At 70.3% G+C, this 14,255-nt stretch carries 9 protein-coding genes; 8 read left to right on the top strand and 1 reads right to left on the bottom strand.

Translation table 11 applies throughout. The features are described from left to right. Nucleotides 1-227 precede the first annotated feature (227 nt). The 8 genes from AB5J56_RS13455 (at nt 228) to AB5J56_RS13420 (ending at nt 12,094) form a co-directional block, all read left to right on the top strand. Nucleotides 228-1,913: an extracellular solute-binding protein gene (locus tag AB5J56_RS13455; RefSeq protein ID WP_369232944.1), complete on the top strand. Its 1,686-nt coding sequence runs from the start codon at nt 228-230 to the stop codon at nt 1,911-1,913. A 27-nt stretch (nt 1,914-1,940) separates the two neighbouring features. Further along, nucleotides 1,941-2,975: an ABC transporter permease gene (locus tag AB5J56_RS13450; protein WP_369232943.1), complete on the top strand. Its 1,035-nt coding sequence runs from the start codon at nt 1,941-1,943 to the stop codon at nt 2,973-2,975. Continuing rightward, the gene (locus AB5J56_RS13445) at nt 2,972-3,907 is read left to right on the top strand and encodes a carbohydrate ABC transporter permease (protein WP_369232942.1); all 936 of its coding nucleotides are present in this window, start codon (nt 2,972-2,974) and stop codon (nt 3,905-3,907) included. Before AB5J56_RS13450 ends, AB5J56_RS13445 begins: the two co-directional genes overlap by 4 nt. A 216-nt stretch (nt 3,908-4,123) precedes the next feature. Continuing rightward, complete coding sequence (locus AB5J56_RS13440; RefSeq protein WP_369232941.1) at nt 4,124-6,364, top strand: WD40/YVTN/BNR-like repeat-containing protein; 2,241 nt, start codon at nt 4,124-4,126, stop codon at nt 6,362-6,364. After that, nucleotides 6,364-8,355: a beta-galactosidase gene (locus AB5J56_RS13435; protein ID WP_369232940.1), complete on the top strand. Its 1,992-nt coding sequence runs from the start codon at nt 6,364-6,366 to the stop codon at nt 8,353-8,355. Before AB5J56_RS13440 ends, AB5J56_RS13435 begins: the two co-directional genes overlap by 1 nt. Further along, the gene (locus tag AB5J56_RS13430; RefSeq protein ID WP_369232939.1) at nt 8,352-10,670 is read left to right on the top strand and encodes a glycoside hydrolase N-terminal domain-containing protein; all 2,319 of its coding nucleotides are present in this window, start codon (nt 8,352-8,354) and stop codon (nt 10,668-10,670) included. Before AB5J56_RS13435 ends, AB5J56_RS13430 begins: the two co-directional genes overlap by 4 nt. Before the next feature lie 35 nt (nt 10,671-10,705). Then, nucleotides 10,706-11,419 carry a hypothetical protein gene (locus AB5J56_RS13425; protein WP_369232938.1) on the top strand — a complete coding sequence of 238 codons (714 nt, stop codon included), beginning with the start codon at nt 10,706-10,708 and terminating at the stop codon, nt 11,417-11,419. Between the two features lie 75 nt (nt 11,420-11,494). After that, nucleotides 11,495-12,094 carry a chorismate mutase gene (locus AB5J56_RS13420; RefSeq protein ID WP_369232937.1) on the top strand — a complete coding sequence of 200 codons (600 nt, stop codon included), beginning with the start codon at nt 11,495-11,497 and terminating at the stop codon, nt 12,092-12,094. 61 nt (nt 12,095-12,155) lie between these two features. Here AB5J56_RS13420 and AB5J56_RS13415 read toward each other — a convergent pair whose 3' ends face one another. Further along, entirely contained in the window at nt 12,156-14,207 is a 2,052-nt protein-coding gene (locus tag AB5J56_RS13415) for a TIM-barrel domain-containing protein (protein ID WP_369232936.1), read from the bottom strand. Nucleotides 14,208-14,255 lie beyond the last annotated feature (48 nt).

The following is a 14,255-nucleotide window of genomic DNA, read 5'->3' as shown; positions in this document are numbered from 1 at the left end:
TCTATACCCCCGAGGAATCTTGGAATCGAGTCTTGTGCACCCCCAGGTGTTCACTTAACCTCGCAGCAACATCGAAGCGCTTCGACTAATCGGGAACTGCCCACCTGAGGTGTGCAGTTCCCCGCATGGGTCGGAGCATCGCTTCAGCTCAGCCAGTTCCACTCAGACACCGCAGCCGACGGCTCCTCCGCCGGGTGTCCTGCTGTGCGCCACGAAGGGTTGACGCAATGACGCCGAACTCCGCCCCCTCCGTTCCGAGCCGGAGAAGCTTCCTCGCCTCCACGGCGGTCGCCGCAGCAGCGGTGGCGGGAGGGATGCCGCTGCTCGCCGCCTGCGGCGGTTCGGACGACGGCTCGCGGGAGGGCACCACTTCGGGCAAGAACGCCAAGAAGCTGCTGCCGGCGTACGTGGCCAGCAACGTGGTGGTGCCGGACATCCCCGCCAAGAACGGCTCCGCGCTCGGCTTCACCAGCAAGCTGGACCTCGCCACCCTGAAGGCGTCGGTCACCAAGAAGCTCGGCAAGGGCGGCAAGGTCACCATCATGTCGCCGTTCTGGGGCTCCCCGCCCAAGAGCGGCAACGCCTACTACAAGGGCATGAACGACCTCATCGGCGTCGACGTCACGTGGCAGAACCAGGACGGCAACACCTACGACCAGAAGCTCGGCGCCATCCTCGCCTCCAGCGACATCCCGGACGTCGTGGTCGTCCCCGGCTGGAACATGGGCGGCAAGATACCCACGGCCATCATCAGCAAGTTCGCCGACCTCGGCCCCTACCTGTCCGGCGACGCGGTCAAGGACTTCCCGAACCTCGCCGCGATCCCCACGGACTCCTGGCAGCGTTCCATCTTCGGCGGCAAGCTGCGCGGCCTGCCGATGCCGGCCCCCTGGGCGCCCAGCATCGTGCCCCTGTACCGCCAGGACATCTTCGAGAAGGAGGGCTACGAAGTACCCAAGTCCTGCGACGAGTTCATGGCGCTGGCCAAGGAGATCACCAACCCGAAGGCCAAGCGCTGGGCGTGTCTGGACATGAAGTGGACCGCCTTCCAGGCCTTCGGTGTGCTCTCCGGCAGTGAGAAGCCGCTGGGCTGGAACATGGTCGACGGCAAGCTGGTCTACCGCATCGAGACCGACGAGTACCTCGAAGCGCTGGAGTGGTCCCGCAAGCTCTTCGCCGCCGGGGTCGTCCACCCCGACGCCAAGATGGGCAAGAACGCCCCCGACCCGGGCCCCAAGTTCGCCAAGGGCGAGTTCCTGATCTACCCGAACAACATCTCGCAGTGGTACGGCCGCACCGCCGAACAGGCCACCCAGAACCCGGACTTCAAGGTCTGGGGCATGGACGTCTGGGGCCACGACGGCGGCAACCCCACCATGTGGGCCGAACAACCCGCCGGAATCTTCGCCTTCGTCAACAAGAAGGCCTCCGAGTCGGTCATCCGCGATGTGCTCGCCGTCGCCAACGTCACCGCGGCGCCGTACGGCACCAAGGAGTACATGATGACCAACTACGGCGTGGAGGGCACTCATTACACGGTCAAGGACGGTGTCCCCGTCAAGACCGACCAGGGCAACATCGACGTGATGAACGCGTTCGTCATGGTCGCGAGCCCCGCCGCGACCATCGCGCACCCCGACTTCCCCGAGGTCGCCAAGGGCCAGGTCGAGTGGGAGCAGCGGATGGGCGCCTTCACCAAGAAGTCCTCCTTCTGGGGCATGCAGATCACCGAGCCGAACCGCTACACCAACCTCTCCAACGACATGGAGCAGATGGAGGACGACATCGTCCGCGGCCGCAAGAAGATCAGCGACATGCAGCAGTTCGTCTCCGACTGGAAGAGCAAGGGCGGCGACAAACTGCGCGACTGGTACAAGAAGATCCTCGACGAGAACGGCTCCGCGGCCAGCTGACCCGGTACCGAGGCAAGGAGAACGGCCGTGTCGCACAGCACGGTGCCTCGGAGCAGGACCGAGGCCAAGACGCCGGAGAAGACTCCGGCGGCGTCCGGCGGCGCCGCCGGACCCCGGAAGGAACGGCGCCCGGGGAAGGTGAGCCTGCGGATCAGGTTCAGACGCGACCGGGTGCTGCTCCTGATGACCCTGCCGGCCATCGCCCTGATCCTGCTCTTCAACTACGTGCCGATCCTCGGCAACGTGGTCGGCTTCCAGGACTACGACCCCTACATCAGCGACAACGGCGCCGTCGCCATGCTGCACAGCCCTTGGGTGGCACTGGAGAACTTCCAGCGCGTCTTCGCGGACTCGGCCTTCTGGAGCGCCCTCCAGAACACGCTGGTGCTGTTCGTCCTCCAGCTCGTGCTGTTCTTCCCGATCCCGATCCTGCTCGCGCTGCTCATCAACAGCGTGATCAGGCCCCGGGTGCGGGCGTTCGCGCAGGCCGTTCTCTATCTGCCGCACTTCTTCTCCTGGGTGCTGGTCATCGCCGTCTTCCAGCAGCTCTTCGGCGGCGCCGGGTTCCTCTCGCAGGTCCTGCGGCAGCACGGCTACGACGGCCTCGACTTCATGACCGACCCCAGCACGTTCAAGTTCCTGATCACCGCGCAGAGCGTGTGGAAGGACGCCGGCTGGGGGATCATCGTCTTCCTCGCCGCGCTGGCGTCGGTCAGCCCGGATCTGTACGAGGCCGCCGCGATGGACGGCGCCAATCGCTGGCGCCGCATGTGGCACGTCACGCTGCCCGCGCTGCGCCCGGTGATCGCCCTGCTGCTGGTGCTGCGCGTCGGCGACGCCCTCACCGTCGGCTTCGAGCAGATCCTGCTGCAACGCGACGCCGTCGGACCGGGCGCGGCGGAGGTCCTGGACACCTTCGTGTGGTGGAACGGCGTCCGCAACCAGGACTTCGGCTACGCGGCCGCCGCCGGACTCGTCAAGGGCGTCGTGAGCCTCGGCCTGGTCCTCGCCGCCAACAAGGTGGCCCATCTGATGGGCGAGCAGGGGGTGTACAAGAAATGACCGCGGTCATCGACAAACCGGTGCGCAGGCCGAGCCCGTGGGCCGCCCCGCCGCGGCCGGTGTGGGAGGAGGAGCCCACCAAGGCGGGTCTGGCGGGCAAGGGAGTCGTCCTCGCCGTCGCCTGCCTGGCGGTCCTCTTCCCGCTCTGGATCGTGATCGTCACCAGCCTGTCGTCGAGGAAGACCATCGACGAGGCCGGCGGTCTGGTGATGGTCCCCAAGAGCATCACCTTCGTCGCCTACCAGGAACTGCTCAGCGGCGGACAGGTCACCCGCGCCGCGGTCATCAGCGTCCTCATCACGCTGGTCGGCACGGCCTTCTCGATGACCGTGTCCGTGCTGTGCGCCTACGGCCTCTCCCGCATCGGCTCGCTGGGGCACCGCTCGATCCTGATGCTGCTGCTGGCGACCATGTTCTTCAGTGCCGGTCTCATCCCGACCTATCTGCTGGTGCAGACCCTCGGCCTGACGGACAGCTATCTCGCGCTGATCCTGCCGAGCGCGATCAGCGTCTTCAACATCCTGGTGCTGCGCGGCTTCTTCATGGGCATCTCGCAGGAACTCATCGACAGCGCCCGCATCGACGGCGCCGGCGACTTCCGCATCCTGTGGCAGATCGTCATGCCGCTCTCCCGGGCGGTGCTCGCGGTGATCACACTGTTCTATGCGGTCGGATACTGGAGTGCCTGGTTCAACGCGTCCCTCTACCTGAACGACCAGGACATGATGCCGCTGCAGAACGTCATGATCCAGCTCGTCCAGAAGCAGGAAGCCCCGGTCGGCCTGGGCCAGGCCATCAAGACGGGTCAACTGTCCGGGCTGGCCGTGCAGATGGCCGTCATGGTCATGGCGCTGCTCCCTGTCGCCGTTCTCTCGCCGTTCGTGCAGCGGCACTTCAAGAAGGGGATGCTCACCGGCGCGGTGAAGGGCTGACCTTGGCCCGCCGTCTCTCCTTCGCCACCTCTGCTCCGCTGCGGCCGACCTGCGCTCCTGACTGGCGGTCGGCCGTGGCGGGCCCAAGGGGTTGCCTCTCGGGGTCGGGTCGCGGCTGCGGGCTGGTTGCGGCTTGTCGCGCAGTTCCCCGCGCCCCTGACGGGGCTTTCCTCCCCGCACGTTGCAAAGTGCCCTTCTCGTAGAACGAGGTATGTCATGCGCACGCCCCGACTGAGCAGGCGAGCCGTTCTTGGTGGGAGCGCTGCCGCGGTCGCTCTGTCCGTCACCGGCGCCCCCGCGTCGGCGGCCACTGCCGCTGCTGCGCCCCGCTATCGCTGGCGCAACGTCGTCATCGGCGGCACCGGATTCATCACCGGTGTGCTGTTCCACCCGGCGGTGCGGGGGCTCGCGTACGCCCGGACCGATGTCGGCGGCGCCTACCGCTGGGACAGCCGCGGCGCCACCTGGGTTCCGCTCGTCGATCACCTGGGCTGGGACGACTGGAACCTGCTCGGTGTCGAGGCGATGGCCGTCGACCCGGCCCACCCGAACCGGCTCTACCTCGCGCTCGGGGCGTACGCGCAGAGCTGGGCGTCGAACGGTGCCGTGCTGCGCTCCGAGGACCGGGGCGCCACCTGGTCGCGCGCCGACCTCGACGTGAAGCTCGGCGCCAACGAGGACGGCCGGGGCGCGGGTGAGCGGCTGCTCGTCGACCCGCGCGACAGCCGCACGCTGTGGCTGGGCACGCGCCACGACGGGCTCCTCAAGTCGACCGACCACGGCGCCACTTGGGCCCCGGCCACCGGTTTCCCGGCGAAGCCGAGCTCGTCCGGGCAGGGCGTGGTCTTCCTCGCCGCCGCCGGGCGCGTGCTGTACGCCGGGTGGGGCGACGGGGACGGTTCCGCCACCGCCGTGAACCTGTACCGCACGAGCGACGGCAGCACCTGGGAGGCCGTCCCCGGGCAGCCGACCGGCACCGCGGCGAAGGTGCCGATCCATGCCGCGTACGACGGCCACAGCCGCGAGCTGTACGTCAGTTACGCCGACGCGCCCGGCCCCAACGGGCAGTCCCACGGCAGCGTGCACAAGCTGAACACCGCCACCGGCACATGGACCGAGGTCACGCCGGTGCAGCCCGGCGGCACCACCTCTGGGGGCACCGCCCACACGTTGAGCAGTGGGGGAGGCTCGGCGGACACCTTCGCCTACGGCGGCCTGGCCGTGGACGCGCGGCGCCCGGGCACGGTCGCCGTGTCCACCAACAACCGGTGGGCGGCGCTCGACACGGTCTTCCGCTCCACCGACGGCGGCCGCACCTGGACGTCGCTGAGAGAGCGGGCGGTCCTCGACGTCTCCGAGACGCCCTACCTCAAGTGGGGCCAGGACGCGCCGAAGTTCGGCTGGTGGATCCAGGCCCTGGCCATCGACCCCTACGACTCCCACCACATGGTCTACGGCACCGGCGCCACTCTCTACGGCACCCGCGACCTGGTGCACTGGGCGCCCGAGATCCGCGGCATCGAGGAGGCCTCGGTCCGCCAGCTCGTCTCACCGCCCGCCGGCGCCGCCCATCTGCTCAGCGGCCACGGCGACATCGGCGTCATGTATCACGAGGCCCTCACCGCGTCCCCCTCCCGAGGCATGGCCTCGAACCCCGTCTTCGGCACCGCGACCGGTCTCGCGATCGCCGCACTCAAGCCTTCCTACGTCGTCCGCACCGGCTGGGGCGACCACGGCAACGGTGCCCATTCCACCGACGGCGGCCGGACCTGGACGCCCTTCGCGGCCCAGCCCGCCCTCGCCTCCAGCGCACCGGGCCCGATCGCCGTGAGCGCCGACGGCTCCACGCTGCTGTGGACCTTCATCCACTGGGACGGCACCACATACCCGGCCCACCGCTCCACCGACGGCGGCGCCACCTGGACCGAGGTGACCTCCTTCCCCAAGGGCGCGACCCCCGTCGCAGACCCCAAGAACCCCGCACGCTTCTACGCGTACGACACCGGCACAGGAACCGTAAACGCCAGCACTGACAACGGCGCGACCTTCACCCCCGCGGCCACCGGACTGCCTTCCGGTGACGTCCAGTTCAAGCTGGTCGCGGCGCCCGGTCGCGGCGGTGACCTGTGGCTCTCGGCGAAGACCAACGGCCTGTTCCGCTCCACCGACGGCGGCGCGAGCTTCACGAAGGTCGACAGCTGCTCGGCGTCGTACGTGCTCGGCTTCGGCAAGGCGGCCGACGGCGCCGGCTATCCGGCGCTCTTCCACGTCGGGTCGACCGGCGCCGGCACCTTCGTGTTCCGCTCCGACGACGGCGCGAAGAGCTGGGTGCGGATCAACGACGACGCCCACCAGTGGGGCTGGACCGGCGAGACCATCGCCGGTGACCCGCGCATCCACGGCCGCGTGTACCTCGGCACCAACGGGCGCGGCATCCAGTACGGGGAGCCGGTCTGATGCCCGAGTCCAGGGAACCCGGGCGTCCGACCCTCGCCGACGCCACCCGCGGCCGCATCCTCTTCGGCGGCGACTACAACCCCGAGCAGTGGCCCGAGGAGACCTGGCACGAGGACGTCCGCCTCATGAGGGAGGCCGGCGTCAACTCCGTGACGCTCGGCGTCTTCTCCTGGGCGAAGCTCGAACCCCGGCCGGGAGCACGTGAGTTCGGCTGGCTGGACCGGCTGATGGACCTGATGCACACGAACGGCATCGGTGTCGTCCTCGCCACCCCCACCTCCTCGCCCCCGCCCTGCATGGGCCGCCTGCACCCCGAGACACTGCCGCGCGACGAGGACGGCCGCACCGAATGGTGGGGCGGCCGCCAGCACTTCTCGCACTCCAGCGACACCTACCGCCGCTACGCCGCCGCCATCACCGAGGACCTGGCCGCCCGCTACGGCAGCCACCCCGCCCTCACCATGTGGCACATCAACAACGAGTACTGCACCTACGACTGGGGCGACGAGGCCGCCGCCACCTTCCGCCGGTGGCTCCGGCAGAAGTACGGCACCATCGACGCCCTCAACGAGGCCTGGGGCACCGCTTTCTGGAGCCAGGGCTACGACGGCTGGCACGAGGTCCTGCCGCCGCGCCACGCCCACTACATGAAGAACCCGACCCAGGTGCTGGACTTCAAGCGCTACACGTCCGACATGCTTCTGGAGTGCTACCTCGCGGAGCGCGACATCGTCGCCCGGCACACCCCGCACATCCCGGTCACGACCAACTTCATGCCCCTGTGGGTGGGCCAGGACGCCTGGCGGTGGGTGGAGCGCGAGGACGTCGTCTCCGTCGACCTCTACCCGGACCCGCGGGACCCCTTCGGCGCCCAGGGCGGCGCACTCGTACAGGATCTGACGCGCTCTCAGGCGCGCGGTCCGTGGATGCTCATGGAACAGGCGGCGGGTCCGGTCAACTGGCGCGGCGTCAACCACCCCAAGGCGCGCGGACTCAACCGCCTCTGGTCCCTCCAGGCCGTCGCCAGGGGCGCCGACGCCGTCTGCTACTTCCAGTGGCGCCAGTCCCGGCAGGGCGCCGAGAAGTTCCACTCCGGCATGGTCAGTCACGCCGGGGAGCACGGCCGCACCTTCCAGGAGGTCAAGCAGCTGGGTGCCGAACTCGCCCGTATCGGCGAGGAGGTGACGGGCACGCACAGCGGTGCCGGCATCGCGATCCTGCACGAGTGGAACTCCTGGTGGGCCGGTGCCCAGGACGGACGGCTCTCCTGCGAGGCCGATTACCCGGATGTCCTGCGCGCCTGGCACCGCGCCCTCTGGGAGGCCCATCTCACCACCGACTTCGCCCACCCCGAGCACGACCTCTCCGCGTACCGGCTCGTCGTCGTACCGCAGCTGTACCTGCTCACGGACGCGGCGATCGATAACCTCGTCGCGTACGTACAAGGCGGCGGCACCCTCGTCTGCGGCTTCCTCACCGGGATCGCGGACGAGGACGACCGGGTGCGCGAGGGCGGCATCGACCCCCGGCTGCGCAAGCTGTTCGGCATCCGCACCCTGCACGAGTGGTGGCCGCTGGACGCGGGGGAGACCGCCGAGTGCGACGGGTTCCGGGGGACCCTGTGGTCCGAGGAGATCGAAGCGGACGCGGACGCCGTCACCGAGTCCGTGTACAAGGGCGGTGAACTCGACGGGCTGCCCGCGGTGTTGCGGAAGGGGCGTGCGCGGTATGTCTCCACGCTTCCCGAACCGGGCGCACTGACCGACCTTCTGGCCACGGTCGCTGCCGAGGCCGGGGTACGCCCCGTGCTGGACGGCCTGCCCGCCCGGGTCGAGGCCGTCCGGCGCGGTGACCTGCTGTTCCTGCTCAACCACGGGCGCGAGCCGGTGACGGTCGAGGTGCCGGGGACCCACCACGATCTGCTCACGGGCGCAACCGTCACCGGCGAGGTCGCCCTCGACCGCTACGGCGTGGCGGTGCTGCGCCCATGAGCGGGAACGACACTCAGGCCGACCGGCCCGCGCACGCCACCTGGGAGGCGCTCCCCGCCGACCGCTGGGAGGACGCCTTCCTGAGCGGCAACGGGCGGCACGGCGCTCTTGTGTTCGGCGACCCGATCAATGACCGCGTCATCGTGACGCATCACACGCTCGTACGGCCCAACGGCGGCGAGCACGCCCGGCCGCCGCACCTCGCCGGCCAACTGGCGGCGCTCCAGGACCGCCTGATCGCGGGGGAGACGGCCGCCGCCGAATCCTTCACGGACGGACGCGCGTTGCAGTGGGTGCAGCCCTTCCACCCCGCCTTCCAGGTGCGGCTGGGGCGGCCGTCGGGGCAGTGGCACCGCTACCGCCGCTCGGTGGACTTCGAGTCCGGGGTAGTCGACGCGGTGTGCGGGGAGTGGCGCAGCCAGGTCTTCGTCTCGCGCGCCGACGACGTGATCGTCCAGCACGTCACGGCTCCGGGACTGGACGTCGACATCTCCCTCGATCACCGACTCCCGGGCGCTCCCCAGGAGTTGGCCGTCGGCCATGGCTCGGCCCTCACCTCCGAGGGGGCCATGCTGACCCTGCGCGCCCGCTACCCCGGCAGCGACCGCGCGTACACCGGTGTGACCCTCGTCGTGGTCACCGGCGGCAGAACGACGCTCGCTCCGCCAGGGGTGCGCGTCGCGGGCGCGGAGTCGGTGCTGCTGCTGACACGGGTGCGACGGCACACCGGCGAACTGGACGTACTCGCCGAGACACGGGCCCTTCGCGAGCTGCTCCCGCCGGACCAGCCGGACCCACCGTTCCCGCCGGGTGAGGATCCGCCCCTCGGCGAGGACCCGCCCCTCGGTGTGAAGCCGCCCCTCGGCGAGGACCCGCCCCTCGGTGTGAAGCCGTACCCCTGCCTCCTGGAGCGCCACCTCGCCCTGCACCGCCCCGCCTACCGCCGCGTGTCCCTCGCCCTCGGCGCCGATGCCACCGAACGCGCCCTGCCCGGCTCGGAGTTGCTGGAACGGCCCAAGAGCCCCGCCCTGCTGGAACGGCTCTTCGCGGCCGGGCGCTACCACCTGCTCTCGTCCAGCGGCATGCTCCCGCCCCGGCTGCCCGGCCTGTGGACCGGCGACTGGAACACCGCCTGGTCCGGCGCGTTCACCACCAACGCCAACCTGAACCTCCAGACCGCCTCGGCGGTCGCGGCCGCTCTCCCCGAGGTCACCGAAGCCCACGCGGCCCTCGTGCACGGCCAGTTGGCCCACTGGCGGGACAACGCCCGTGCGATCTTCGGTACCCGGGGTGTCGTCGCGCCCTCGCACACCGACGGAGAGTCCGGGCACACGTACCACTTCAGCCGCGAATACCCGCTGCACCTGTGGACGGCGGGCGCCGACTGGCTGCTCAAACCGCTCGTCGACCACGACGAGACGCCCGGCGGACGCGACCCCCGGCTCGCCGCCGTACTCGCCGAAGTCGCCGATTTCTACGCGGACTTCCTCTGCCGCACCGACCCCGACGGACACGTGGTCGTCGTCCCGTCCTACTCGCCCGAGAACCGCCCCGCGAACGGAAGCTGGGGTGCCCTCAACGCAGCGATGGACCTCTCCGCGGCCCGGCACGCCCTGCTCACCGCGGCCGACTACCACCCGGGCCCCGACGCCGACCGATGGCGCGCCCTGGCCGACAGGCTGCCGTCGCACCGGGTCAACCACGACGGGGCCCTCGCCGAATGGGCCTGGCCGGGCCTCGACGACACCTACGACCACCGGCACCTCAGCCACCTGTACGGGGTGTGGCCCCTCGACGAGATCAATCCGTACGACACCCCGGGCCTCGCGGCGGCTGCCCATCGCGCACTCCAACTCCGCGGTGCCGAGAACGACTCGGCGCACGGCCATCTCCACCACGCCCTCGTCGCGGCCCGGCTGCGCGACGGCCACCGGGTCGCCCACGCCCTCGGCCAGGTGCTGGGCGGCGACTTCTTCCACGCCTCGCTGATGAGCGCCCACTACCCGCGGCGCGACGTCTACAACGCGGACGCGGCACACGCCCTGCCCGCGGTCGTCATCGAAACCCTCGTCCAGTCGACCCCCCACCGGCTCGTCCTCTTTCCCGCGCTCACCGCCACCCACTCGCAGGGCCGGCTCAGCGGTGTGCGCACGAGGTTCGGCGCCGAGATCGACCTGACCTGGCACCCGCGCGGCGCGAGAGCCGTCGTGCGACCGGGCCGCACCTGCCGTGTGGATCTCCGGACTTCCTCCGGGGCGCGAACGCTCGACCTGCGCGCCGGAGAAGACTGCGTCCTCGAACTGGGGCCGCAGTAGCACCCGCATTTCCCCCCACCCATGGAAGGGACACCATGGCAACACGTACGTTGAGCAAGGTGACCAAGGCTCTGCTGGCTCCCGCACTCGCCCTCGGCGCCACGGTCGGCCTCGCCTCCGCCCCCGCCTCGGCCGCCGTCTGGTCCTCCTGCGACCAGTGGGCCAGCACCAACCTGAACGGCTACACCCTCTACAACAACATCTGGGGCTCCGGCGCGGGCAGCCAGTGCATCTGGGCCAACTCCGGCACCAACTGGGGAGTCTGGGCCAACCACCCGAACACCGGCGGTATCAAGTCGTACCCGAACTCCACGAAGGCGATCAACAAGTCGATCACCTCGCTCGGTTCGCTCTCCAGCAACTACAACGTCACCGTCCCGTCCTCCGGCGCGTACAACACGTCGTACGACATCTGGGACACCGCCCACCGCTACGAGATCATGCTCTGGGTCAACAAGACCGGAGCCGTCGGCCCCCTCGGCACCTCGCAGGGGAACGTGACGCTCGGCGGCCACACCTGGACCGTCTACAAGGGCACCAACGGCTCCAACGCGGTGTTCTCCTTCATCCGCACCTCCAACTCGACCTCGGGCACGGTGAACGTCCTGCCGATCCTGAAGTGGATCAAGGACACCAAGGGCTGGTTCGGCAACGAGACCATCGGTGACGTCCAGTTCGGCTACGAGATCACGTCGTCGTCCGGCGGCGCGGACTTCACCACCAACAACCTGACGGTCAGCAGCAGTTGAGGCAAGGGGAGTCGTTCCGGCCAGTCGCCGGGACGGCTCCCCGTCCGTCCGGCGGCATGGGGTTTCATGGCACCCATGCGAACCGTCACCCCCCACCGTCACCTCCTGACCGCCGCGGCCGCCCTCGCCGCGGCGGCTTTGCTCGCCGTACCGTCAGCCGCGTCCGCGGCCCCCGCTCCCCCCGCCGCCGCTTCCACCGCGCTGTACCCCGTGGCCGCCCTCGCCGCCGAACGCCTCGCCACCGCCGACCTGGTGGCCGCCGCGAAGTGGGGCACCGAGGGCCCCATCGACGACCCCGCGCGCGAGCAGCAGGTCCTCGACTCCGCGGCCGCACAGGCCCAGCAGGCCGGCGCCGACCCCGACGAGGTCCGGCGGATCTTCCGCGACCAGATCGAGGCCAACAAGCTCGTCCAGCGCGGGCTGTTCAAGCGCTGGACCGCGCATCCGTCCGAGGCTCCGACCACCAAGCCGGACCTCAACCTCGTACGGCAGCGGATCAACCGCATCACCACCGACCTCGTCCAGGCCCTGGCCGTCTCGACCCCCGAGCGCGCCGTCCCGTCCTGCCGGCCGGAACTGGCCCTCGCCGTCGTCCGAGTCGGCTACGAGAGCCACCCGGACCTCCTGCACACCACCGCCCTGGTCCGCTCCCTGCCCTCGGTCTGCCGGGGCTGAGCAGAGGTATGCGGCCGGTCCCTCCCCTGGTGGGACCGGCCGCACCTGCGCGCAGGGGCGGCTACTCCACCACGGGCAGCCGTGCCCCGTCCCGCAGGAACAGCGGGATGCGGTCCAGCGGGGCCTCGACCGTGACGGTCGTGCCTCCGTCGTACGACGTCCCGGTCCACGCGTCCGTCCAGCGGGCGCCCGCCGGGAGGTAGGTCGTGCGGGCCGTGGCGCCCGCCGTCAGCACGGGGGCCACCAGGAGGTCCCGGCCGAACAGATACGCGTCGTCCACCGACCAGGCCGCCTGGTCGCCGGGGAACTCCAGGAACAGCGGGCGCATCACCGGCAGGCCCTCCTCGTGGGCCTCGCGCATCACGTCCAGGACGTACGGCTTCAGGCGCTCGCGCAGCCGCAGGTACTTCTCCAGGATCGCGCCGGCCTCCTCGCCGTACGACCAGACCTCGTTGGGGCCGCCGGTCATCTCCGGGCCGAGCGGCATGCCGGGGTCGCGGAAGCCGTGCAGGCGCATCAGCGGGGACAGCGCGCCGAACTGGAACCAGCGGACCATCACCTCGCGGTACGCCGGGTCGTCCGGGTCGCCGCCGTGGAAGCCGCCGATGTCGGTGTTCCACCAGGGGATGCCGGACAGCGCGGTGTTGAGGCCCGCCGCGATCTGGCGGCGCAGCGTCGCGAAGTCGGTGCCGATGTCGCCGGACCACAGGGCGGCGCCGTAGCGCTGACTGCCCGCCCACGCCGAGCGGTTGAGGCTGACGACCTCGCTCTCGCCCTCGGCGAGCATGCCCTCGTAGAAGGTGCGGGCGTTCTCGCGCGGGTACATGTTGCCGACCTCCAGGCCGGGACCCGCCCAGTAGCGCAGGTTCTCCTGGAAGCCGGGCTTCAGCTCGGGCTCGCAGGCGTCCAGCCAGAAGGCGTCGATCCCGTACGGCTGCAGGTAGTTGTCGCGGACCTTCGACCACATGAACTCGCGGGCCTCGGGGTTCGTGGCGTCGTAGAAGGCGACCTGGACGGTCGAGGCGACCTCCTTGTCGGGCCAGTCGGCGTGCGCCATCGGGCCGTACTGCGTGCCGATGAAGTAGCCCCGCTGCTCCATGAGTTGGTGGTTCTCGGAGAGCGGCGACACGGACGGCCAGACGGAGATCACGAGCTTGACGCCGAGTTCCCGCAACTCGGCCTGCATCGCTGCCGGGTCGGGCCACTCCGCCGGGTCGAACTTCCACTCGCCCAGGTGCGTCCAGTGGAAGAAGTCGCAGACGATGGCGGAGAGGGGCAGGCCGCGCCGCTTGTACTCCCGTGCCACGGCGAGGAGTTCGTCCTGCGTGCGATAGCGCAGCTTGCACTGCCAGAAGCCCGCCGCCCACTCCGGCAGCATCGGAGTGCGGCCGGTCACCGCGCTGTAGCGGCGCTGACCGTCGGCCGGGGCGCCCGCGGTGATCCAGTAATCGATCTGGCGCGCCGAGTCCGCCACCCAGCGCGTTCCGTTGTCCGCCAGCTCCACACGGCCGATCGCCGGGCTGTTCCACAGCAGGGTGTAGCCGCGGCTGGAGGTGAGGACCGGGATGCTCACCTCGGCGTTGCGCTGGACCAGGTCGAGGACGGTGCCCTTCTGGTCGAGGCGGCCGTGCTGGTGCTGGCCGAGGCCGAACAGCTTCTCGCCCTCGTAGGCGGCGAAGCGCTGCTCCAGGCGGTGGTGACCGTTTCCGACCGGCGTGTACAGACGGGGGCCCGGCCACCAGAAGTGGGCGCGTGCCTCGGTGAGGAGTTCCGTGCCGTCGTCGGTGCGCACGAACCGTATGAGGCCCTCGGCGCTGACCTCGACGGTGAGCGCGCCGACGGTCAGCGTCCCTTCGCCGCCCTCGATCTTGACGGTGGCCGCGGTGGCCGGCGCGTCGTCGAGGAGCGCGCCGGGCAGGCCCTCGACGAGCGGGCCACCGAGCCGCGCCCGGACCCGGACCGCGTCGGGACCCCAGGGCTCGATGCGGACGGTCTCCTGGCGGCCGCTCCACTCCAGCGCGCCGTCCCGCTCGCGGAACGTGCCGATGGTCGGGGAGGACTGGGCGAGGCTGACGGCCCCCTGCGGAGGCTGACTTTCGGCAGGCTGATTCACGTGGGGTGCTCCTGGAGGGGTGCAGCGCGAGAAATGGACGTACGTCCG

It is taken from the genome of Streptomyces sp. R21, assembly GCF_041051975.1.
Lineage (GTDB): Bacteria > Actinomycetota > Actinomycetes > Streptomycetales > Streptomycetaceae > Streptomyces.
The sequence above is the reverse complement of the archived record's forward strand: the minus strand, read 5'-3'. Positions and strand labels throughout refer to the sequence as shown.